21 protein-coding genes, 1 tRNA gene and 1 pseudogene are annotated in these 20,537 nt (G+C 63.5%); 8 read left to right on the top strand and 15 right to left on the bottom strand.

The annotated features are described in order from the left end of the window. Nucleotides 1-170: 170 nt before the first annotated feature. A complete protein-coding gene (locus tag K6I40_RS23560; protein WP_222917252.1) occupies nucleotides 171-1,805 on the top strand; it encodes an iron ABC transporter permease in 1,635 nt (544 codons plus the stop codon). Between the two features lie 36 nt (nucleotides 1,806-1,841). Here the strand turns inward: K6I40_RS23560 and K6I40_RS23555 are convergent, their stop codons facing one another. From K6I40_RS23555 to citZ, 9 genes are all read right to left on the bottom strand, one after another. Further along, on the bottom strand, nucleotides 1,842-2,594 hold the full coding sequence (locus K6I40_RS23555) for an SOS response-associated peptidase (protein ID WP_222917249.1): 753 nt from the start codon (nucleotides 2,592-2,594) through the stop codon (nucleotides 1,842-1,844). A 550-nt stretch (nucleotides 2,595-3,144) separates the two neighbouring features. Then, nucleotides 3,145-3,225, bottom strand: a tRNA-Ser gene (locus tag K6I40_RS23550). A 27-nt stretch (nucleotides 3,226-3,252) separates the two neighbouring features. After that, complete coding sequence (locus tag K6I40_RS23545) at nucleotides 3,253-3,516, bottom strand: hypothetical protein (protein WP_222917247.1); 264 nt, start codon at nucleotides 3,514-3,516, stop codon at nucleotides 3,253-3,255. Nucleotides 3,517-3,523: 7 nt separating this feature from the next. Beyond that, nucleotides 3,524-3,910 carry a Rid family detoxifying hydrolase gene (locus K6I40_RS23540; RefSeq protein WP_222917245.1) on the bottom strand — a complete coding sequence of 129 codons (387 nt, stop codon included), beginning with the start codon at nucleotides 3,908-3,910 and terminating at the stop codon, nucleotides 3,524-3,526. 92 nt (nucleotides 3,911-4,002) lie between these two features. After that, complete coding sequence (locus K6I40_RS23535) at nucleotides 4,003-5,007, bottom strand: cytochrome d ubiquinol oxidase subunit II (RefSeq protein ID WP_222917243.1); 1,005 nt, start codon at nucleotides 5,005-5,007, stop codon at nucleotides 4,003-4,005. Further along, on the bottom strand, nucleotides 5,000-6,568 hold the full coding sequence (locus tag K6I40_RS23530; protein ID WP_222917241.1) for a cytochrome ubiquinol oxidase subunit I: 1,569 nt from the start codon (nucleotides 6,566-6,568) through the stop codon (nucleotides 5,000-5,002). Before K6I40_RS23530 ends, K6I40_RS23535 begins: the two co-directional genes overlap by 8 nt. 169 nt (nucleotides 6,569-6,737) lie before the next feature. Further along, nucleotides 6,738-7,949 carry a threonine ammonia-lyase gene (gene ilvA / locus K6I40_RS23525; protein ID WP_222917239.1) on the bottom strand — a complete coding sequence of 404 codons (1,212 nt, stop codon included), beginning with the start codon at nucleotides 7,947-7,949 and terminating at the stop codon, nucleotides 6,738-6,740. 255 nt (nucleotides 7,950-8,204) lie between these two features. Then, nucleotides 8,205-8,654, bottom strand: coding sequence for a gamma-glutamylcyclotransferase family protein (locus K6I40_RS23520; protein ID WP_222920445.1), 450 nt, complete (start codon nucleotides 8,652-8,654; stop codon nucleotides 8,205-8,207). Between the two features lie 163 nt (nucleotides 8,655-8,817). Further along, nucleotides 8,818-9,966 carry a citrate synthase gene (citZ, locus tag K6I40_RS23515; RefSeq protein WP_222917238.1) on the bottom strand — a complete coding sequence of 383 codons (1,149 nt, stop codon included), beginning with the start codon at nucleotides 9,964-9,966 and terminating at the stop codon, nucleotides 8,818-8,820. A 366-nt stretch (nucleotides 9,967-10,332) separates the two neighbouring features. Here citZ and K6I40_RS23510 point away from each other — a divergent pair, with 366 nt between their 5' ends. Further along, nucleotides 10,333-11,541, top strand: a complete 1,209-nt coding sequence (locus K6I40_RS23510; protein ID WP_222917235.1) for an MFS transporter — start codon at nucleotides 10,333-10,335, stop codon at nucleotides 11,539-11,541. Between the two features lie 54 nt (nucleotides 11,542-11,595). Here the strand turns inward: K6I40_RS23510 and K6I40_RS23505 are convergent, their stop codons facing one another. Next, nucleotides 11,596-11,970 (bottom strand): VOC family protein, encoded by a 375-nt coding sequence (locus tag K6I40_RS23505; RefSeq protein WP_222917233.1) that lies wholly within the window; start codon nucleotides 11,968-11,970, stop codon nucleotides 11,596-11,598. A 187-nt stretch (nucleotides 11,971-12,157) separates the two neighbouring features. On the opposite strand from K6I40_RS23505, the gene K6I40_RS23500 reads away from it, so the two are divergent. After that, nucleotides 12,158-12,424, top strand: a complete 267-nt coding sequence (locus tag K6I40_RS23500; RefSeq protein ID WP_222917231.1) for a hypothetical protein — start codon at nucleotides 12,158-12,160, stop codon at nucleotides 12,422-12,424. Between the two features lie 85 nt (nucleotides 12,425-12,509). On the opposite strand, the pseudogene K6I40_RS23495 reads toward K6I40_RS23500, so the two are convergent. Next, nucleotides 12,510-12,662: pseudogene (locus tag K6I40_RS23495) on the bottom strand (bacterio-opsin activator); the annotation flags it as partial. Between the two features lie 722 nt (nucleotides 12,663-13,384). On the opposite strand from K6I40_RS23495, the gene K6I40_RS23485 reads away from it, so the two are divergent. After that, nucleotides 13,385-13,579, top strand: a complete 195-nt coding sequence (locus K6I40_RS23485) for a cold shock domain-containing protein (protein ID WP_222917229.1) — start codon at nucleotides 13,385-13,387, stop codon at nucleotides 13,577-13,579. A 260-nt stretch (nucleotides 13,580-13,839) separates the two neighbouring features. On the opposite strand, the gene sepF is transcribed toward K6I40_RS23485, so the two are convergent. Next, the gene (gene sepF, locus K6I40_RS23480; protein WP_222917227.1) at nucleotides 13,840-14,202 is read right to left on the bottom strand and encodes a cell division protein SepF; all 363 of its coding nucleotides are present in this window, start codon (nucleotides 14,200-14,202) and stop codon (nucleotides 13,840-13,842) included. Nucleotides 14,203-14,449: 247 nt separating this feature from the next. On the opposite strand from sepF, the gene K6I40_RS23475 reads away from it, so the two are divergent. Together K6I40_RS23475 and K6I40_RS23470 are read left to right on the top strand one after the other, a co-directional pair. Then, nucleotides 14,450-15,460 carry a hypothetical protein gene (locus K6I40_RS23475; RefSeq protein WP_255681844.1) on the top strand — a complete coding sequence of 337 codons (1,011 nt, stop codon included), beginning with the start codon at nucleotides 14,450-14,452 and terminating at the stop codon, nucleotides 15,458-15,460. 54 nt (nucleotides 15,461-15,514) lie between these two features. After that, nucleotides 15,515-16,279 (top strand): DUF1028 domain-containing protein, encoded by a 765-nt coding sequence (locus tag K6I40_RS23470; RefSeq protein WP_222917225.1) that lies wholly within the window; start codon nucleotides 15,515-15,517, stop codon nucleotides 16,277-16,279. A 98-nt stretch (nucleotides 16,280-16,377) separates the two neighbouring features. Here K6I40_RS23470 and K6I40_RS23465 read toward each other — a convergent pair whose 3' ends face one another. Beyond that, on the bottom strand, nucleotides 16,378-16,857 hold the full coding sequence (locus tag K6I40_RS23465; protein ID WP_222917217.1) for an RNA-binding protein: 480 nt from the start codon (nucleotides 16,855-16,857) through the stop codon (nucleotides 16,378-16,380). Between the two features lie 142 nt (nucleotides 16,858-16,999). Between K6I40_RS23465 and K6I40_RS23460 the strand changes: the two genes are divergently transcribed. Further along, the gene (locus K6I40_RS23460) at nucleotides 17,000-18,427 is read left to right on the top strand and encodes a metallophosphoesterase (RefSeq protein ID WP_222917216.1); all 1,428 of its coding nucleotides are present in this window, start codon (nucleotides 17,000-17,002) and stop codon (nucleotides 18,425-18,427) included. Nucleotides 18,428-18,501: 74 nt separating this feature from the next. Then, on the top strand, nucleotides 18,502-18,810 hold the full coding sequence (locus K6I40_RS23455) for a hypothetical protein (RefSeq protein WP_222917214.1): 309 nt from the start codon (nucleotides 18,502-18,504) through the stop codon (nucleotides 18,808-18,810). A gap of 3 nt (nucleotides 18,811-18,813) precedes the next feature. Here K6I40_RS23455 and K6I40_RS23450 read toward each other — a convergent pair whose 3' ends face one another. Together K6I40_RS23450 and K6I40_RS23445 are read right to left on the bottom strand one after the other, a co-directional pair. Then, nucleotides 18,814-19,605, bottom strand: a complete 792-nt coding sequence (locus tag K6I40_RS23450; protein ID WP_222917212.1) for an ABC transporter permease subunit — start codon at nucleotides 19,603-19,605, stop codon at nucleotides 18,814-18,816. After that, the gene (locus K6I40_RS23445; protein ID WP_222917210.1) at nucleotides 19,602-20,510 is read right to left on the bottom strand and encodes an ABC transporter ATP-binding protein; all 909 of its coding nucleotides are present in this window, start codon (nucleotides 20,508-20,510) and stop codon (nucleotides 19,602-19,604) included. Before K6I40_RS23445 ends, K6I40_RS23450 begins: the two co-directional genes overlap by 4 nt. Nucleotides 20,511-20,537 lie beyond the last annotated feature (27 nt).

Genomic DNA, 20,537 nt, shown 5'->3' with positions numbered 1-20,537 from the left:
AATCGTCGCGCGGCCGCGATCGCCGTCGGCCGGACCCGGCGAACGCAACCGACAGTCGGCTACGAGCGTGTCAGCACAGTCGGACGGGAACCGCCAGCTATTCCGCCGCGTCCGAACGACCGTCTCGATACGCGCGACGCACACATCCATACATTTCCGACGACCTCTCTATGAGATCACTCCTCTCACGACGACGCGAGACGACCGATGGACCGCCACTCGGACTATTGCTCCTGTCCGGTGCCATCGCCGTGGGCGTATTATTCCCGCTCACATATCTCGTATTCGAGGCGACGACCGTCGACACAGCCCGGCTCTGGAAGATGCTCGCCCGCCCGCAAACCGCGTCGATCGTCACGAACAGCCTCCTGCTCATGACCGGCGTCACAGTGCTGTCGACGCTGATCGGCGTTCCGCTGGCATGGCTCACCGTCCAGACGGACCTGCCCTTCCGCCGGTTCTGGGCCGTCGTCGCCGCCCTCCCGCTGGTCGTCCCGAGCTACATCGGCGCGTTCGCCTTCGTCTCGGCGTTCGGCCCGCAAGGCGAGTTCCAATCGATTCTCGAGCCACTGGGCATCCAGCAGTTGCCCGAAATCTACGGGCTTCCGGGCGCGACGCTCGTCATCACACTCTACACCTATCCGTACGTCTACCTGACGGTGCGAGCCGCTCTGCTCTCGTTCGACACAACACTCCTCGACGCCGCTCGGACCCTAAACCACGATACGTGGACGGCCTTCCGCCGCGTAACGCTCCCGCAGGTCCGCCCCGCCATCGTCGCCGGTGGCCTGCTCGCAGCACTGTACGCCGTCTCCGATTTCGGGACGCCGGCGATCATGCAACTGCCCGTCTTCACGCAACAGATCTTCCTCGAATACCGCTCCTATGGCCGGGACTATGCGGCCTTCCTCTCGCTCCAGTTGCTCGCCATCGTGCTCGTCGTCCTCGTCCTCGAGTGGTGGGCCCGTCCCGACCGGACGGTTCAGGGCGACGGCTCCGAGGGCTCGAGCGAACCCGTCGTCGAACTCGGCAAGTGGCGTTGGCCGGCGACGCTACTGCCCGCGGGCGTCACCGGCATCGCGCTGTTGGTTCCGCTATGGATCCTCGGGCTCTGGCTCGTGACCGCCGATCCGGACGCGCGGCCGTCACTGGCCTTCGAACTCGAGTACGCGGTCAACTCCGTGATTGTGGCCGGTGCGGCCGCGTTCGTGGCCGTGCTCGTCGCCTTGCCGGTCGCGTACGTCGCGGCCAGATACGACTCGCCGCTGTCGACGCTCTTTGAGCGGTCGACCTACGTCGGCTTCGCGGTACCGGGAATCGTTCTCGGGCTCGCACTCGTCTCGTTCGCCACGACCTACGAGGGCATCCGCCGGACGTACGACCTGACCACCCTGCCAGCGCTCTACCAGACGATCCCGCTGCTAGTGTTCGCCTACGTGATCCGATTCATGCCCCAAGCGGTCGGCTCGATCCGGACCACGACGCTCCAGGTCGATTCGAAACTCGTCGAGGCCGCACACACGCTGGGTGAGACGCCGCTTCGCACGTTCAGAAAGGTGACCTTACCGCTCATCGCACCGGGCGTGACCGCCGGGGCGGCGCTGGTCTTCCTGACGACGATGAAGGAACTTCCGGCGACCCTCCTCTTGCGGCCGACCGGCTTCGAAACCCTCGTCACCATCATCTGGAAGGCACAGGGCGAGGCCTTCTTCCAGTACGCCGTCATCCCCGCCCTGCTGTTGCTCGCCGTCTCCGGCCTCTCGCTGCTCGTCCTCCTCACCCAGGGCGGTCGTGAGGGGATCTGAGCTGCCCGCTCAACCGCTGTCTCCACGTGCTGTCAGTCACACACCCTCAACCGGTTCGACCAGCGACGGCTCGTCAGTCGCCGGATCGTTCACCGCCGTCGAAACCGGATAGGCCCGCATTCCATCGGTCGGCCGCGGCTCGAGGACTTCCCGACCGGCATCGCCCGATAGCCACCGCTGCTCGGCGTCAGGTTCGAGGATTACGGCCATTCGATGGTGCAAGTTCGCCACGAGGTCGTTCGGTTCGGTCGTGATGATTGTAAACGTCTCGAGCGGGCCGTTTTCGCTCTCGTCGTCGACGCCGCCACCGAATGCGTCGAGCCCGGTCTGGGTCGTTTCAGGTTCCCAGCGCTCCCAGAGGCCGGCCATCGCAAACACCCGGTTGTCCTCGAACCCCACTCGATAGGGCCGTTTCCCGTCGTCCGTTTCGACCCACTCGTAGAAGCCGTCCGTAGGAACCAGACACCGACCCGCCGAAGGCGTGTCGAGCGCTCGTTCGCTCGGCTCGCGAGAACACCACTGCTGCTCGTAAGCCGCTTTGAAACTCGGCTTCTCGTCGACGGATTCCGCTCGGGCGTTGATCAGCCCGCCGCTGTCGTCGTCCGCCCACGACGGCACCAGCCCCCACTCAAGGTGCTGGAACGCCTCCGGCTCCTCGTTCGTGATCACCGGGAGTTCCTGTCCCGGAGCCATGTTGTACCGAGGGGTGAACTCCGCGTCCCGAAACCGGGCATCGAACCGCGCCTCGAGGTCGTCCTGCTCGACAACGAGCGTGTAGCGACCGCACATACCCGACCGTTGGACCGCCAGCACAAAGGCTCATCCGGTCGCGGTCGTCCGGACGACCGGAACCGCTCGGAACTTGAAATAACAGTCCCGAAGACGCCCGTACACAGTAGTATGACGCGCTTACTCCGATTCGAGCGGCCGGTACGTCCCCCGTTACGATATCCGATCCCAGTGGAGTCTCCGGTGGGGTCATCATGGACGACCGATACGAAATGGTGGTGTGTCAAAGCGGTAGCCTGGAACTCAGAGATCCGGATGACCCCGACTGTTGGATCGCGACCGACTCCCCTGTCGAACTCGAGCGGTAACGCGCTCCTTCCCCGTACCCCTTCCCTTCAATAATTCGATCGAGAAAACCATCGATAGCTGCCGCTCGGTGGAATGAAAACTGGAAGAGCGCCAGAACTGGGATTTGAACAGATTCGAGACGGTCAGTTTCACTTCGTTCGGCCGCATCCGACTCGCGTGTTCAAATCCTGTCTGTGTCGTTTCGCGATTTTGGATTACCCGCACCGCTACGCGTCGCTCGTAGCAAGTAAAATCACGAAAACGCCAGGACAGGGATTTGAACCCTGAATCCCAAAGGGAACACGCTTTCCAGGCGTGCGCCTTACCATTCGGCCATCCTGGCTCAGGTCATCCTAACCGCGTCTGTTGTTTAACCCTTACGAGATTCGTTTACCGTCCCGCGATCGGCCGCCCACGACGCGAGCCGCGGCTCGAGCAGGTACGCCCCGGTTCCCGCACCGAGGCCGACCAGCAGTGCGAGCCCTAGCGCCTGCGTGATCGTCGCGAGCGGGTCGGCGAGCAGGGCGTAGCTCTGGACGAGCACCAGAAACGACAGGCAGCCGACGATGCCCCAGAGGACGGCAGATTTGGTCCGCGGATCGATTCCCATCTTCCCGGCGGGATAGCCGCTCACGCTGTCGTCACTCGTCTTCGACGGATGCAACGGCTTCGATTTCGATGCCAACGCCCTTCGGAAGCGCGGCGACCTCGACGGCGCTACGGGCCGGCGGCTGATCGTCGAAGTAGTCGGCGTAGGCCTCGTTCATCGCCTCGAAGTCGTCGATGTTCTCGAGGAAGACGGTCACCTTGAGGACGTCCCCGTAGCTCGCGTCCGCTTCGTCGAGGACGGCGTCGAGGTTGTAGAGGGCCTGCTCCGTCTGATTCTCGATGGACTCGTCGTCGAGCAGTTCGCCGTCAGCGGTCATGGGGATCTGACCGGCGGTGAACACCAGCGAGCCGTTGCTGGTCGCCTGACTGTAGGCACCGACCGCAGCGGGTGCGTCGTCAGTTTCAATGATCCGTTTCATATCTAACGCGTGTATCCGGCCGCGCTTAAAGCCTCGAGATCAGGAGTCGGCATCAGGAGGGGCTCGAGGAATCTCGAGGACCGGCGGGAGAGTCAGTATCCCTCTGCCTCGACCGGTCCCGAGAACGTCGAGTAGAGGACCGCAAAGTACGTGCAGACGAGCGGAACGAGGAGGGCCGCGGACAGCGTCAGCAGCCCCAATGCGGGCGGCGAGATCGCAGCCTCGGTGGCGGTACGTCCAGTCGCGGGGTCGAGCGTTGGGGACAGCAATACGGCAACGAGCGCGACCAGCGCGTAGGTCAGTCCGCCGGCGGTGAGGAACGCAAGGAGATCGCGTTCGCGTCGAATGGTGAGGGCGTAGCTGCCGCCGAGGACGACCGATGCGGCGACGAGCGCCATCGGGACCGGCTCAAGCAGGGCGGGACGAACGGCGGGTCGGGCGGCCAACGCGAGAAGAATCGCAGTGATCGAAAGGAGATACGCGGCGAGGGCACGCAGGCCCCACATTCGAGCATCGTCCGCGAGCTGTCCGTCGGTCTTCAGTGCGACGAAGGCACCGCCGGTGACGACGGTCAGCGCGACGACGGCGAAGCCAACGAGCACGGTCACAGGGGCCTCGGTGACCGTCGTTCCGAGCAGCCAGTTGCCGACGAACGTGCCGAGCAGGAACGGCGAGGCGATGCTGCCGACGACGAATGCACGGCCCCACCAGCGCTTCCACGCCTCGTCCTCGCGTTGCTCGTAGAACTCAGGTGCGAGGCCGCGACAGATGAGCGCGCCGAGGACGCCGAAGAGCAGCAGGTAGTGGCGACTGAACAGCGTCGCATAGATCGGCGGGAACGCCGCGAACAGGCCGCCACCGAAGACGACCAGCCACACTTCGTTCCCGTCCCAGAAGGGACCGATCGCCGCGAGGATCCGCTCGCGTTCGGCCTCGTCGGCTCGCGTCGCGAACAGTGCCCCGGCCCCGAAGTCGAACCCGTCGAGGAAGAGGAACGTCCCGAGGAACGCGAAGACGATGGCGACCCACAGTGTTGGTAGATCGACTGGGAGCGAGCGTGCGAGCGCAGCGAGCGGGAGGCTGACGGGCTCAGTCATCGCTGCTTACCTCCGGCGTCGGCGTCGAATCCGATGGACTCGAGTCCGGGTCGGCGTCCGAGTCGGGATCCGCTTCCGACTCCGACCTCGAGCCAGCGGCCGACTCGACGGCGGGCGGCCCCGCCAAGATAATCCGTCGAACAACGTAGCTGTAGCCGACGAGCAGGGCGGTATAGACGAGTGCGAAGCTGGCAAGCGTCAGCGTTGCTTCGGTGCCGGTGAGACCGGGTGAGACGCCATCATCGGTCTTGAGCAAACCCTGAACGACCCATGGCTGGCGGCCGACTTCGGTGACGATCCAGCCGGTTTCGACGGCGACGAAGCCGAGCGGCGCAGAGCCCATCAGTGCGAGGTGGAGTCGCCGATCCGTCGTTAGGTCACCGCGTCGCCAGCGGTAAGCACTCCATAGCGCCAGGCCGACGAACCAGAAGCCGAGCAGTACCATGGCGCGGAACGACCAGAAGACGATCGCGACCGGCGGTGAGCCGTCGAACTCGTCGAGACCCGTCACCTCGTAGGACGGATCACCGCCGCTCGCCAATACCGATGCCATTGCTGGAATATCGACTGTCCAGAGGTTCTCTGCACGGGGGTCGGTGAGGGCGCTCGGATCGGTCGGAACCGCGAACAGGTGGAGCGCGGCCGGCGCTTCGGTCTCGTACTGTGCCTCCATGGCGGCGAACTTCTGGGGCTGGGTCTCGGCGACGTGGCGCGCGTAGGAGTCACCGTGGACGACCTGGAAGGGCGCAGTCACGAGGAGGACGACCAGCGCAATTTTCAGAGTAGTTCGCCAGAAACGGGCGTCGTCGTTGCCGGTAGTCGTCTCTCCGGCGGCCACGCCCGAGTCCGAACCCGCGCCCATCGCTTCGTCGCTCTCCATTACTTCGTCGCTCTCGATGTCGTCACCGCTCTCACCGCCATTGCTCGAGCGGTACAAGAAGTACGCCGCCACGCCGGCCATGAAGAGCGCGACCGAGAGGACGGCCGCGGACTGCATGTGGACGAACATCCAAGGGAATCGAGGGTTGAGGTAGGCGGCGACGGGATCGACGAGCGTCACGATCGGCTGGCCGTTCTGTTGGGCGAGTTCGTACCCGCGCGGCGTCTGCATCCACGAGTTGGCGATGAGGATCCAAAGCGCTGAGAGCCACGTTCCCAGTCCGACGGCGACCGCCGATAGCATGTAGAGCGCGTCACCGACCTTCTCGCGGCCGAAGACGAAGACGCCGAGGAACGTGGCCTCGAGGAAGAAGGCCATCATCCCTTCGACGGCCAGCGGACCGCCGAACAGTTCGCCCGCGAACGTCGAGAAGGCCGCGAAGTTCGTCCCGAACTCGAACTCGAGGACGAGGCCCGTTACGGTGCCGACGACGAAGCTGACCGCGAAGATGCGCGTCCAGAAGCGGCGCTGACGCTCCCAGAGCGGATCCGACGACCGGATCGACTTCCATGTGAAGTAGACGAGGAAGGGCGCGAGGCCCATGCTCATCACCGGGAAAATGATGTGAACGATGGTCGTGAGCGCGAACTGGAGTCGACTGGCGAGGGCTGGATCGACCATTGTGATATCCGGGCAGGCTACCCGATCGAAGATACTCGCCCGCCATTTGATGGCCCCTCGTCGATTCTCGAGCGCTGGGAACCGCTCGGAGCGTTGAGTATGCCGTCTCCTCCCGGCGGGGAAACGGAGCGGGATTGGGAGAGAACGATCGCGGAGTGGATCGCCGCCGTTAGGCGAGCACGTCGACCTCGTAGCCCGCATCCCGGAGCGCCGAGAGGAAGCTATCGACGTGGTCGGGGCCGCGCATCTCGAGTTCGATCTCGACTTCGGTATCGTTCATCTCGACATCGCGGGAGGTCCGGTCGTGGTGGATGGCGTAGATGTTGGCCCGGTGGGCGGTAAAGATGTCCAGGAGGTCCTCGAGCGCGCCCGGGCGGTCCTTCAGCACGGTCCTGATCTTCAGGTAGCGGCCGGTCTCGACGAGGCCGCGGACGATGACGTTGGTCAGCGTGTTGAGGTCGATGTTGCCGCCACAGAGCGCGGGGACGATGATCTCGTCCTCGGCGTAGTCGAACGCCTCGAAGAGGACGGCGGCGAGCGGGACCGCGCCGGCCCCCTCGACGAGCGTCTTCGAGCGCTCGAGCAGGTAGACCAGGGCGACCGCGATCTCGGGGTCCGAGACGGTGACGACCTCGTCGACGTACTCCTGAATATAGGGGAACGTCTGCTCGCCGACGCTGCGGGTCGCGATGCCGTCCGCGATGGTGTCGACGCCGTCGAGGGAGATCCGTTCGCCCTTTTCGAGGGACTTCGCGGCGCTCGAGGCCCCCTCGGCCTGGACACCGATGACGCGCGTGTCGGGTTTTTGCTCTTTGATCGCGGTCGCGATGCCGCTGATGAGGCCACCGCCGCCGATCGGAACGACGACCGTTTCGACGTCGGGGCAGTCCTCGAGAATCTCGAGGCCGATCGTTCCCTGCCCGGCCATAATGTACTCGTCGTCGAAGGCATGGACGTACGTTCTGTCCTCCTCGCGTTCGATCTCGTGGGCGCGTTCGGCGGCCTCGTTGTAATCTCGCCCGGAGAGGACGACCTCCGCGCCGTAGCTCTTGGTCGCCTTGACTTTCGAGATCGGCGCGTGCTCGGGCATGACGATCTTCGAGTCGACACCGGATCGCGTCGCTGCGAGCGCCACTCCCTGCGCGTGGTTGCCCGCGCTCGCGGTGACGACGCCCGCATCCTTCTGTGCCTCGGAGAGCGTCGCGATTCGGTTCGTCGCTCCGCGGATCTTGAACGCGCCCGTTCGCTGGAAATTCTCCAGTTTCAGGCGGATATCGGCACCGGTCATCGACGAATAGGTATGGGAGTGCTCAAGCGGCGTGTGCCGAGATGTCTCTCGGACTCGCTCGCGTGCCTCGAGAATATCTTCAAGTTCCAGCATACGCCCGTCTACTCGGCGTAGGGTGTAAGGATTACTGTCGGGAACCGCGCGAGCCTGTTGCCGGGCCCGTCGACCCCAACAGCGATATGCCGTCAAACCTGGACGGCACGACAGGGAATACAGGGAATGCACGGCGTGTGACGTGCGAATAGAGAAGTGGACCGGGACCATATAAAACTCATGCACCCACGGCGGAAGTGAAACCGCAAGCAGGCGTCGGGAAAAGTTCAGCGTCAGACGCGGGACAGACGAACGTCATCCGGGTCGACGAACCGCGATATCGGCCCGTGAAACGAACCCATCCACGCGGTCGTGGAACGGTCCGTCTCCGGGCCAGGTCACGTCGACGCCGAGTCGATCCGGATCCCCGACGTACACCCAACACCGTTCGTCGATCGTCCCTCCCGCCATGTCTCCCCGTCGGTCATCGCTCCGGCTCATCTGCGGCACCGCGACCCGGACGTAGAGCCCGCTCTCGACGCTCTCGTACCGGTCGAGTCGCTCGAGGCCCGCGTCGTCGACTGCGAGCAGCCGTCCGTCGATGGTGCCACCGGGTGCAAGCGTCGGATACCGGCCGTCGACCCGATGGAGCCCCTCGAGCGTCGCTCGGCCGACGAACGCCGCCGCCGTGTCCGACCGATCCGTCTCAAGAACGGTCCTAACCCGCTTCGGATCGGTCAGCGTCCCGTAAACGAAGACGTCCACGAACGATAGTTGTGACTCGAGGGACTTGCTCGTACTGCCGTCCGATCGACCTCGACAGCGCCACGTCCGCAGTCGTCGACGGTAGCCGACGACGGGAGCGTCTACCGGTTGCTCGAGCGATGTCGGCAAAGAAAGGGCATCGAAAACGCAATTCGGGCCGCGCTTACCGATCCTCGACCGGGACGAACTCCTGATTCTGCGGGCCGGTGTATCGGGCGCGTGGGCGGATGAGGCGGTTGTCTCCCTGGTACTCGAGGACGTGGGCGATCCAGCCGCCGGCGCGACTCATGGCGAAGATGGGGGTGTACATGTCGATCGGGATGCCTAGCTGGTAGTAGACCGAGCCGGAGTAGAAGTCGACGTTCGGGGCGATTCCCTTCTCGCCGAGGCCCTTCTCGTCGGTGAGGTACTGTTCGATGGTGGTGGTGTAGTTGTACCACTTGTCCTCGCCGTTTTCGGCGAGTTCCTTGCTGCGTTCCTGCAGGATCTTCGCGCGGGGGTCCTTGACGTTGTAGACGCGGTGGCCGAAGCCGGGGATGCGACGCCCCTCCGCGGTCGCCTGCTCGACCCACTCACGGTGGTCGAGGTCGCTCTCGTCGATCTCGATGAGGACCTCCATGACGTCCTGATTTGCGCCGCCGTGGAGCGGCCCCGAAAGGGCGCTGATGCCGCCGGTGACGGCGCTGTAGATGTCTGCCATCGTCGAGCCGATGACCATCGAGGTGAACGTCGAGGCGTTCAGCCCGTGGTCGGCGTGGAGGATGAGCGCCTGATCGAAGGTTTCGGCGGCGATGTCGTCGGGTTCCTCGCCGGTCAGCATGTAGAGGAAGTTCGCGGCAAGACCCAGATCGGGGTTGGGGTCGACGGGCTCCTCGCCGAGGCGGTAGCGCTCGAAGGCCGCGAGCGCGGTCGGGATCTTGGCCGTGATCCGACGGCCCTTCCGAAGCGTCGCATCGAGGTCTTCGGGATCGGCGTCGTCTTCGGGTTCGTACGCTGAGAACATCGAGACTGCAGTCCGCAGGGCGGCCATCGGCTGTTCGTCGGCCGCAGCGAGGCGCTCCATCGTCGTGAGGACGTCGTCGTTGACCTCGCGTTCGTCCATGAGGGCGTCCGCAAACGGCTCGAGTTCGTCCTCGGACGGGAGATGACCGTTCCAGAGCAAGTACAGCACTTCCTCGTAGCTCGCGCCGCGAGCGAGGTCCTCGATCGTGTAGCCACGATAGATCAGCCGACCCGCGTCACCGTCGATCGAACTGAGCTCCGATTCGGCAACCAACACGCCCTCGAGCCCTTTCTTGAGGTCGTCAGACATAGTCAGGGATTTCGGACGCCAATGGAAAGTATTATCGTTTGGCTGGTGGCGGCGGTCGGCACATTGGATGTGTTTATTTTGCCGCTTTCACGAACACGTACGGGTGGTATTTTCGCCCTGAAACGGACACACAGTCAGTCGATACCCGACCAGACTACTATAATTGTCTTTCGTGGGAGTTCGCTCGAGCGGAGGGATCGGTCGCGACAGCGGGAGTTCGTCGAAAATTGACCGGCTGAAACCGGACAGAACGGTCGTGACGGAATCGATAGGGCGAACTCGATTAGCTACGAACAGCATATCGATCGCGTGGACGGAACCACGTCGTCACTCTTTTTGATGCTCTTTACCAAGGACCGCCGGCTAATGGATAGGTCATACTGGCGGACAGTGTTGCTCGTCACGATGTGGCAGATTTCCGCAAGTATCTGTTATTACACGATCTTTGCCGCAACGCCGTTTTTTCGGGACGCGTTCGGACTGTCCCGATTCTCAGTCGGAATCGTCGTCACCACACTCACGCTCGGCTACGCTATCTTTCTGTTGCCACTCGGCGCGCTGACGGATCGGTTCGGCGAGCGATTAACGCTGACACTCGGTCTCATTGGGCTCGCGACGGGGACCCTTCTGGTCGCGGGAGCGCCGACGTACGCGCTGTTGCTCGCGGTCGTGTTCGTCCTCGGATCGATGTACGGAACCGCGATCCCCGGGACGAACAAGGCGGTCTTTGACAACATCGAACCGGGTCGTCAGAATCTCGCGATGGGCATCAAACAGGTCGGCGTTACCGGTGGCAGCGGCATCAGCGCGCTTCTGGTCACCGGCCTCGCAGGAGCACTCTTCTGGCGAGTCGGCTTTCTCGTCGCCGCGGGGATCGGCTTTCTCGTCGCCGTCGGCTTCTATCTCGGCTACGCAAGCGAGCACGACGGAGGGACGGCCGACTACCCCGACTTCGAAGCACTGCTGTCGAACCGGCCATACCTTCTGTTGACGACCGCTGGGCTCTTTCTCGGGGCAGCTCTGTTTACGACCACCGGGTACACGGTCCTGTACGTCGAGGAATCGATCGGCGCGTCCGTCGCGTTCGGCGGTATCGTCCTCGCGCTCGTCCAGTTGTTCGGCAGCGTCGGGCGCGTACTAACGGGCTGGCTGAGCGACGTACTCCCCGGAAAGCCACGCGTCAGGATCGGGCTGGTACTCCTCGCCCAGTCGCTCGGCAGTGCCGTCATGTTCGTCGTCGTCGCGTCGACGACCACCGAACTCGGTGCCGCAGTCGCGTTTTCCGTTCTCGGATTTTTCGTCCTCGGCTACACCGGCGTCTACTACTCCGTCATGGCGACGCTCGTCCGAGCGGACGAGATGGGCGGTGCGACCGCTGGCGGGCAGCTCGCGCTCACCAGCGGCGCGCTCGTCGCACCACCGGCGTTCGGATACCTCGCCGATACGGTCGGCTACCGGACCTCGTGGCTCTTTCTGGCCACCGTCGTGACGATCGCTGCCGTACTCCTCGTCCAGGTCGTCCGGACGCCGCCATCGGTCGCGAACCCCGCTGCGGCCGACGCGTCCGAGAAGTAGGGTCGCTGTCGCTCGAGCGACAGTGACCCATCGCTACGACCGCGCTTGCGGCGCTTACTCGAGTTCTTCGACCAGTTCGACGACGTAGCCGTCCGGATCCTCGACGAACGCGACGCGGACGTCGATGTCAACCATTGTCGTCGGCTCCGTCTGGACCGGTGGCGCTTCTCGCTCTGCCAACCGCTCGAAGGTCTCGTCGGTGCTATCGACGCCGACCGCAACGTGGGCCATCGTCCCCGAATCGATTTCCGGGCCGCCATCGGGATCGTACTTGAACTGGAACTCACCGTTCTCACCGCCGATGTAGACGTTTTCGACGCCGTCGTCGGCAGTGAACGACCAGTTCTCTTCCAGTCCGAGGCCGTCGAGATAGAACTCGCGCGTCCGCTCTATGTCCGATACCCATAGGGCCGTGTGAATGACGTCCATGTGATCGCGGAGGACGCCGCCGATCAAAGAGTTACTGGCAGCGCCCGGGACTGCCGGTTCTCGGTGGCGGCAGGGACGCTGGGCGCGATCGTCACAGTCAGCTACAGGCTGTTCAGTGTCCCTCGAGGATCAATACGACGTCGATCTCCCGAGCGTGACCTGATTCGATGAGAGAGACGAGCTCGGGATGGACGACGGATGGACTTTCACGGCCATTGACTTGCTCGCGGAGTTCGTGACCCAATTCGAGGTAGTGGGAGAGGCCGAGTCGTCTTCGGAGTTCAGTATCATCTACGAGCAGACGACCGGTGATGGCGATCGCATCGGAATATACGGGAACGTGACCGGTTATGGGACGACCACGTATCTCTCCCAGCCCACGTTGATTGCGTTCGGGCCAACGGAAACCATGGATTGCGGTCCTCGTCGACCGTTGTGCGACGAATCGAACTGATCAGGCGGTCCGTCGATCAGGACTCGAGAATCGCGTCCATCAGCTTCGTCTGGGCCGCCGCCAAGTGTTCGGTGAACGTCGATCGGGCGACGCCGAACTCCTCAACGACCGTTCCCTCGGCCGTCGCCTGAAACGACCGAGAGACCGAGTCGACCGATTTCTCGAGGGAGGCGGAGACGTCGGCCACCGGACAGTCCGCCGGTTCGTCGACGACGACAGTTGCACGAAAGCCCGTCATATCGTGTTCGTACGTCCGCACGCGGGATAACGGCGAACGGGAATTCCCGCCGGGTGAAAATTCCACATACAGGCGGGGCAGTCGGCGAATCGGCGAGGGCGGCAGCGCTCGCCCTGACGCGATATTGCCGTCCCAACACCACTCCTCGTACTGGTGGACCGGGCCGGGTTCAGCGATTCCGGCCTCGCCTAACAGGTCTGCCAAGGCGTCGGAGGCCGGTAGCTTCCCGTCGGCGACGCTGCGCGGATCGCGAAAGCGGTCAGCCGGAACGCTGACTGCGCCCGGACGTGACCCAGTTGTTCTATAGTAGCCACTGAAACGATTTACACACTGATCGCACAGCTTTCATGCGATCAGGTATGCATTGACTTTCAGTTGCTACTACAGTTTCGCGCCTCGCGGACGTCGACGACTGTGACCGAGTCCGCGTCACGGTGGGCTGCGAGCCACGACGGTGAGACGATCCCGAGATCGGGACTCTCGAGCGATTACCTGCATACGGGCGTCGGAATTTCTAACATATTTGTCACCATTCGTATGGCCCACCTTTATTCGTCCCTCGAGACGGAACGGACCGCTCGCACGAGAGCCACAACAGGTCAGGATCGTCACAGAATACGGCAAGGAAGACCGAATCTATGTATCGTGCGAACAACTCCGACGGTCGTGATACCGAGACTCTCGGAAGTCTTATCCCCCGATCGGCCCTACATTTGTTTGTAATGGCGAAAGGAAGCGTTGATTTCTTCAACGACACAGGCGGCTACGGTTTCATTGAGACGGACGACGCAGACGACGACGTTTTCTTCCACATGGAAGATATCGGCGGTCCGGATCTCGAAGAAGGCACAGACATCGAATTCGATATCGAACAGGCTCCCAAGGGCCCGCGCGCGAAGAACGTCACGCGCACGTAAACTCGAGTTCAATGCGTTGCTAACGGCGACGCGACAATACCAATAGCAGTTCATTTTTCGGAGAGCAGACGACCAGTACGAGCGACATCATCAGTTCAGCTCACCAGAACCGACCGGGAGCAGTAACTACCGAGCGAAAAAGAACAACGGATTCGGCTCCCGGTCGGCCGTGTTCTATCTATCGAGACGGCTAGCAGCTTCTACCGGTAGCATCGAATCAGAAGTCAATCGAGGAGCGAACGACCGGCCGATAACTGCCGCTATAATTTCTGGCCCAGCTTTTCGCGGCTGATATGGACGCCGGTCGGCGTGATAATCATCTGATCGTCACCCTTTCGGACGATATCGCCGTCGACCTCCTCGGCGACCTGCCGGAGTTCGTCGACGATGTGTTCGACAGTACTGTCTTCGGTTCGCAGGCGCGTGATATCCGCGATGACAATGTCGCCGTCGTAGACGGCGTCCTTGATGTCAATCGCGTCCGCCTGGCTTCCCACTTCCGCGATGTGTACCTGCATCGCTGCTCCGGCAGAGTCCGTCGAGACATCCTCGAGATTCAGTTCTGCGTAGTCCTCGACGGATCTGGACTGGTTCCCGCCGAGAATTTTGCTCATGAGTCCCATTGGCGGTATCCAGCGCCGCCGTCAGTATAGTTCTTACGTCAGACGTGACCGTTCAATCGAGGCAAACGCAAGCGGGCAGGGCCGGTCATCGAGCGCGAGCAGCGAGCGATATTGGTTCGGCCGGCTCGGCCGCAACGGCACGATCGCCGTCGAAAGCCCTCATCGTCGGAAATATTCTACCATATTCATGTTTTATATGTGTTTTCGGCGGAGTAATTTTATCACGGGTAGCAATGAATGTTCATTCATGGAACTCACGGAGAAAGCGGCGATGGCGAAAGCCGCGCTCGGCAACGACTTTCTGCGCCGCCAACTGCTCCTGTCGTCGATTATCGGCCCCGTTCAGAAGCGCATTCACGGCAACGACGGGGAGTACATCATGGATGCAGATTGGGACAACCTCCTCATTCTGGACGGCTGTCGGTACGACCTCTTCATGCAGCTCTACGCCAATCGATCGCTGGAGGGTGAGGTGAGCGAGTTCCGGTCGCGTGGCAGTTCATCGCCGGAGTTCCTCACGGAGAACTTCGCTGGGCGGACATACAACGACACTGTCTACGTCACTGCAAACCCCCACGAGAAGCGGATCCTCGACGAGACGTTCTATCACACCGACCGCGCCTGGATCGACGAGTGGAGCGATGACGAAGGCGTCGTGCTCCCGGAGGACCTCGCCGACTGCGCGCTGGCTGCTCACGAGTCCCACCCGAACAAGCGACTGATCGTCCACTTCATGCAGCCACACGCCCCCTTCATCGGCGACACGCGACTCGACGCGGAGAGCGGTCTCATGGAGGGACTCCGCGGGGCCGTGCTCGAGGACGACAGTGATATCGAGTTCGAGTCGGTCTGGCAGGCGCTACGCGAGGGCGAGGTCAAAGCCGGTGTCTTCTGGGAATCTTACCGGGATAATTTGCATCGGGTACTCGACGAAGCGCTCCCATTGGCTGACCGCCTCCCCGGGAAGACGGCAATCACGGCCGATCACGGGAACGCGGTCGGCGAGTGGGCAACGCCGTTCCCGGTCCCGGTATACTTCCATCCGAGTAATATCCGGATTCCGGTCCTGAACACCGTCCCTTGGTACGTCCCGTCGTACTCCGAGCGGAAACCGATCGTGCGGTCGGAGCCGGTCGATTCGGTTGCTGACTCGGTGGCCGTCGAGGATACTGACGACGATAGTCCCGCCGATACGGAGGGCGATGCCGACGAGGATGTCGTCGAGGATCGGCTTTCGGCGCTCGGCTATCTCGAATAACGCCCATCGAAACGACGGTCAGGTTTTTATTTTCAGACGGAAATTGTGTAATCGATGACATTCAGCATCTGCGTCCGCGAGGAGTACGAGACCGAGAGCGGCGACCAGCACCGCCGATTCGGCGTCGCGGTCACGACGCGGTTGCCGGGCGTGGGGACGCTCTGCCCGTTCGTCAGCGATCGGGGTGCCGTCGCGACCCAGAGCCTCGTCAACGTCGAACTCGGCGAGCGCGGCATCGAGTACATCGACGACGGCCTCGCGGTCGACGACGCTCTTCAGGCCCTGCTCAACGCCGACGACGGCGCGCCTCAGCGCCAGCTACACGGCGTCGACGATGAGACGACCTTCGCCTTCTCCGGCGACGAGTGCGTCGATGAGTTCGGCCACCGCGAGGGCGACCACTACACCGTCGCGGGAAACATGCTGACTGGTGAGGTCGTCCTCGAGGCGGCAGCCGACGCCTACGCGGCGAATGCGGTCCACGACACGACGGACTACTCGACCGGTCCGAGTGCCGTCACGGAAGACGTCGATACCGACCCGCTCGCGAAGCGACTGATCGACGCGCTGGCGGCCGGCGACCTCGAGGGAGGAGATAAACGCGAGGAGCTGTCGGTCCAGAGCGCGGCGGTGGTCGTCGAGACGACGGAGTCACACGCCGTCGAGCCGCCGTACAACGACCTGCGGCTCGACGCAACCGAGACACCGATCACGGATCTCAGAGAGACCTACGAACTCGCGGAACAGGGCTACAGGGACACTCTCGCACAGTACGAAGGCGCGTTCGAAGCGGATTCGCTGGACGCGGCCTCGGAGTGAGGCGTTCGATCGACTCGTACGGCCCGCGCTCCGACGGCGCGGTCACTCGAGCGAGCGCGACTCGATCAGAATCGATTGATTCGCCGTTTGCAAGCGAATTAGCCGGTGAACTCGTAGAGTTCGTCGCCGACGTGGTGCAGCGAATCGACGACTTTCCCTTCGTCGCCGGCCATCTCCGTGCCGTCGACGCGAGCACGGCCGACCGCGAGCACTTTGCCGTGAGATTCCTCCGCGATGACGACCAGATCGTTCGGCGAGATTTCGTCAGTCGCCTCGGTGATCCCCGGACGCATCACGTCGGCCCCGTCGCTGACGAACGAGACGGCTCCTGCGTCGACGGTGACCAGTCGTTTCTCGGGCTCGTAGGCGTTTGCTCCACGGACCGTCAGGAACGGGCCCTCGTCGAAGTACGCGACCTGTGGCTCGCCGTCGATGAGGACGACCTCCCAGTCGGTGTCCTCGAACTCGACGCGCTCGTAGGCGTCGCCGTCGGGCGAGACGCCGAGTTGCTCCTCGAGGACCTCCTCGAGATCGGACACCGCGTCGCTACGGAGGTGATGTCGAGACTTGACCTGCATACTCGTGCTACCGCCCCGTACGCATTTAATAGAATAGATTTGAAGCCGCGCGTCGGGTGACAGGGTCGCGTAAGTCCGAGACGCGAGTGCAGTCGGGGAAACCACTATCCCGGCCCGTCTGGTAGTACGCCGGACTGCGCCGATGGCCAGCGAGTACGTCTTCATCAGCGACCTCCACATGGGCGGCGACGAACAGCTGACAGCGCTCGATTTCGAGGCGGAGCTTCTCTCCTTTCTTGCGGACCTCGAGGACCGCGGCGGCGACGTCGAGTTGATTATCAACGGCGACGCGTTCGGGCTGTGGGAGTACGCCGAAGTGACCGGACCGGCGAAACTCGAGCGAGTCATCGACGATCACCCGCGGGTCTTCGAGCAGCTCCGCGCGACCGGCGAGGAGATTGACATCACGCTCATTCCGGGCAACCACGACTACGATCTCGCCTGCTACGACGCCCACGTCGATCGCCTCGCCGAGTTCAACGTCACCCTGGAACAGGAAATTTCGATCACCCGCGAGGTCGGCGATGGACGGATCTGGATCGAACACGGCCAGCAACACGACGCGAACAATCGGCTGCCGGACTGGGGGAATCCCGACGCGCTCCCTGTCGGCTACTTTATCGTCCAGCGGATCGTCGCCGCCGCCGGCCGCTACTCCGAACGGGCCAGGGGCGACTGGCTGCGCGATATCCAGTCGGTCGCGCCGATGGAGGAACTCCCGCGGTGGCTCCTCTCGAACTACTTCTATCGGGAGATGAGTCCGTACTTGCGGGCGGTCGTCGTGCCGCTGTTGCTGTTTTTCAACCTGACGCTGCTCTACCTGTTCGGGACCGTCCTCGAGGTGCTGGGTATCCTCCCGGCGCGGTTTTTCACCGACAACGCCGTCGTCCACGCGCTTGGCATCGCCGCGATCGTCCTCGAGGTTATCGTCACCGTCAACCTTGTGATCATCGCCGTCCTGCTGTTGCTCGCGGTACCGCTGTGGTTCTTCAGACGGGATCTCAGACGCACACTCGAGCGCTTCGGCGTCATGCTCTCGGGCGTTCGCATCGGACAGGGCGACCAGCCCTTTCTGAACGCGGCCAAAGCAGTATTCGAGTCCCACCCCGACGTCGCCGTCTTCGTCTACGGACACACTCACCGGGCGTCGCTCACGAGATGGGGCGACCGAGTCGTCGTCAACACGGGCACCTGGCTGAAAAAGCTCCGGCACGTCGAGACCTGGTTCTCGCGGCTTCCGGGGGTGTACTACCCCTCGTTTCGCCTGACCTACGTTCGGATCTTCGGCGAGGGGGATCGGATCGTCGTCGAGTGCGAGGAGATCAAAACCGAAGGGTCGATCGACCTCACCCGCTTCCAGCGACTGGTCGCGCGTCACCCGCCATCGCCGGACCCGATCCCGGCACGAACGGTGATCGATCCCGACGGCCGACTCGAGCACCCGGACACGTCCGACTCCGATTCCGACCTCGACCGTGATACCGGGCAGCACTCTGCGCCCGTCGCCGGAGACGACGCATCGGCGGACGAGAGCGACCGCGCTGACCGGGAGCGCGAGCGATCCCGGTAGATCGATCGTCCTGACCGTCAGGACGGGGGAAATGTGTGACAATCGCTAAGTATGACCACACCGTCGGATCGCGTATGTGGCCCTCTCGGAACCGGACGGAGACGGTCACCTGTCTCGCCTGTGGTACCGAGCGCCCGCGCGACGAGGCTCGCGAGTACGACAAGCACGGTGACCGCTGGGATCGCGACGGCAAGACCTTCGAACACCTCTGTAAGTCCTGTCACAGCGACCTCTGTCACCACCCTCGCGACGAACTCGAGGGACTGCTGGTCGATCTCGAAGCCGGCAAGCGGGATCGAGACGTCTTTCTCGCGAGCTATCTCTCGACGGTCGAGGAGCGGTACGGCACGCTCGAGGAGCGGGGGAGGGAGCGAGAGCGATAATCGCTAGAGGTCGGCCGTCACGAACCGCCAGTAGCCGACGAGGGGGGCGAGCACTCCCCACCCCAGCAGGACGGCGGCGCTGAACCAGACCAAAGAGCGATCGGCTTCCGAGCCGGTCACGGGTTCCAGCAACTGTTCGTAGGCGAGGCTCGGAGAGAGCGCGCCGACGTACGACATCCACCACGGTCGCGTCGCCGGCTCTTCGAAGCCGGCCGCGGCGTAGGCGAGGCCCTCGGGCACGACCCGCCAGACGAACAGGAGGAGAAGCAACGCGCCGAAGACGGCGAACGTCGCCCACGTCTGGGTGCGGACCGTTGCCGAGATGCCAATCGCGATGGCAAGGTACGCGAGCCCCAGCCAGGCACTGGCGAGGAGATACGCGAGGACAGCGGTCGTCGGGACCGCGTGTCCGGTAACAAAGACGACGGCGACGCCGGCGAGGACGCCCGCGAGCAGGGAAGCGAGAAAGATCGCGTATCGACCGGCATACGTCCCGAGGACGATATCGCGTCGGTCATGTGGAAGTCCGAGCAAGAGCGTCAGCTGACCGTTCGAACGCCGCCTGACGATCGCGCTGGAGGCGAGCAGCAGTCCGGTCACCGGCACGAGGAGCATGCCGGGAAGCGCGAATTGGCCGACGAGGTCGCCGGAAACGGCGTACCCCTGGTTGACCTGCCTGACGTGGAGTTCGGCCATGACGGCGAAGACCAGCGCGAACGTCGCGGCGAGCGCGTACAACTGCCGGTTGCGGATCGCGTCGCCGATCTCCTTTCGGGCGATCAGCTGCCAGTTCACGCCGACCCCTCCGTGTAGGAAACGAATAGCTCCTCGAGCGATGCCTCACCGGTCGAGAAGTCTCGGATCGTCGCACCGGCGGCCCGGATCTCGTCGAGTACCCGGAGTTTCGCGTCGGCAGTACAGCCGACGACGAGGGCGTCGTCGCGTTCGTCGACCGTCGAGACCCCGTCAACGGACGCGACGACGGACGCGACCGCGGCCGGCTCGTCGGCCAGGTCGACAGTCAGCTCCGCACCGGCGTCGGCCGTCTCGCGGAGCCCGTCGATCGTGTCGACGGCAACGAGATTGCCCGCCCGGAGAATGGCGACGCGGTCGGCGACCGCCTCGACCTGTGCCAGGATGTGACTCGAGAAGAAGACAGTGGCACCGCGGTCGCGTTCCGCGCGGACGATCTCGCGCATTCGTCGGACGCCGTGGGGGTCGAGCCCGGTCGAGGGTTCGTCTAAGATCAACATGTCGGGCTCGCCGACCAGAGCCATCGCGAGCGCGAGGCGCTGTGTCATCCCCGTCGAGTAGTCCGCGGCGGACCGGTCGGCGGCATCGGCGAGGCCGACACGCTCGAGCAGGGCCGCCGGATCGTCGTCGGCGTCGGCGGCCTCGATCGCGTATACGAGGTGCTGGCGGCCGGTCATCGTTTCGAACGGTGCGAAGCCCTCGGGAAGGATACCGACACGTTTCCGGACGGCGACCGGCGCTTCGGTAACGTCGCGTCCGAGCACGTCGACCGAACCGCTCGAGGGGTGCGTATAGTGCAACAGGATATCGATGGTCGTCGACTTGCCGGCACCGTTCGGTCCCAGGAAGCCGAACACTTCGCCGGACTCGACGGTCATATCGATACCGCGGAGGGCATGAACGTCACCGAAGCGCTTGGTGACGTCCCGGAGGGATATCGCGGGCATTCACCCACAGTTATGTTAGATACAAAA

The sequence above is a fragment of the Natrinema sp. SYSU A 869 genome (assembly GCF_019879105.1).
In the GTDB taxonomy this organism is placed as follows: Archaea; Halobacteriota; Halobacteria; order Halobacteriales; family Natrialbaceae; genus Natrinema.
This window is presented reverse-complemented; position numbering and strand designations above follow the sequence as displayed.

What these genes read in the sequence shown, in the direction of transcription:
- K6I40_RS23560 (WP_222917252.1), top strand. Translation starts at nt 171, where the DNA reads ATGAGATCACTCCTCTCACGACGACGCGAGACGACCGATGGACCGCCA.
- K6I40_RS23555 (WP_222917249.1), bottom strand. Translation starts at nt 2,594, where the DNA reads ATGTGCGGTCGCTACACGCTCGTTGTCGAGCAGGACGACCTCGAGGCG.
- K6I40_RS23540 (WP_222917245.1), bottom strand. Translation starts at nt 3,910, where the DNA reads ATGAAACGGATCATTGAAACTGACGACGCACCCGCTGCGGTCGGTGCC.
- K6I40_RS23535 (WP_222917243.1), bottom strand. Translation starts at nt 5,007, where the DNA reads ATGACTGAGCCCGTCAGCCTCCCGCTCGCTGCGCTCGCACGCTCGCTC.
- K6I40_RS23530 (WP_222917241.1), bottom strand. Translation starts at nt 6,568, where the DNA reads ATGGTCGATCCAGCCCTCGCCAGTCGACTCCAGTTCGCGCTCACGACC.
- ilvA (WP_222917239.1), bottom strand. Translation starts at nt 7,949, where the DNA reads ATGCTGGAACTTGAAGATATTCTCGAGGCACGCGAGCGAGTCCGAGAG.
- citZ (WP_222917238.1), bottom strand. Translation starts at nt 9,966, where the DNA reads ATGTCTGACGACCTCAAGAAAGGGCTCGAGGGCGTGTTGGTTGCCGAA.
- K6I40_RS23510 (WP_222917235.1), top strand. Translation starts at nt 10,333, where the DNA reads ATGGATAGGTCATACTGGCGGACAGTGTTGCTCGTCACGATGTGGCAG.
- K6I40_RS23505 (WP_222917233.1), bottom strand. Translation starts at nt 11,970, where the DNA reads ATGGACGTCATTCACACGGCCCTATGGGTATCGGACATAGAGCGGACG.
- K6I40_RS23500 (WP_222917231.1), top strand. Translation starts at nt 12,158, where the DNA reads ATGGACGACGGATGGACTTTCACGGCCATTGACTTGCTCGCGGAGTTC.
- K6I40_RS23485 (WP_222917229.1), top strand. Translation starts at nt 13,385, where the DNA reads ATGGCGAAAGGAAGCGTTGATTTCTTCAACGACACAGGCGGCTACGGT.
- sepF (WP_222917227.1), bottom strand. Translation starts at nt 14,202, where the DNA reads ATGGGACTCATGAGCAAAATTCTCGGCGGGAACCAGTCCAGATCCGTC.
- K6I40_RS23475 (WP_255681844.1), top strand. Translation starts at nt 14,450, where the DNA reads ATGGAACTCACGGAGAAAGCGGCGATGGCGAAAGCCGCGCTCGGCAAC.
- K6I40_RS23470 (WP_222917225.1), top strand. Translation starts at nt 15,515, where the DNA reads ATGACATTCAGCATCTGCGTCCGCGAGGAGTACGAGACCGAGAGCGGC.
- K6I40_RS23465 (WP_222917217.1), bottom strand. Translation starts at nt 16,857, where the DNA reads ATGCAGGTCAAGTCTCGACATCACCTCCGTAGCGACGCGGTGTCCGAT.
- K6I40_RS23460 (WP_222917216.1), top strand. Translation starts at nt 17,000, where the DNA reads ATGGCCAGCGAGTACGTCTTCATCAGCGACCTCCACATGGGCGGCGAC.
- K6I40_RS23455 (WP_222917214.1), top strand. Translation starts at nt 18,502, where the DNA reads ATGTGGCCCTCTCGGAACCGGACGGAGACGGTCACCTGTCTCGCCTGT.
- K6I40_RS23445 (WP_222917210.1), bottom strand. Translation starts at nt 20,510, where the DNA reads ATGCCCGCGATATCCCTCCGGGACGTCACCAAGCGCTTCGGTGACGTT.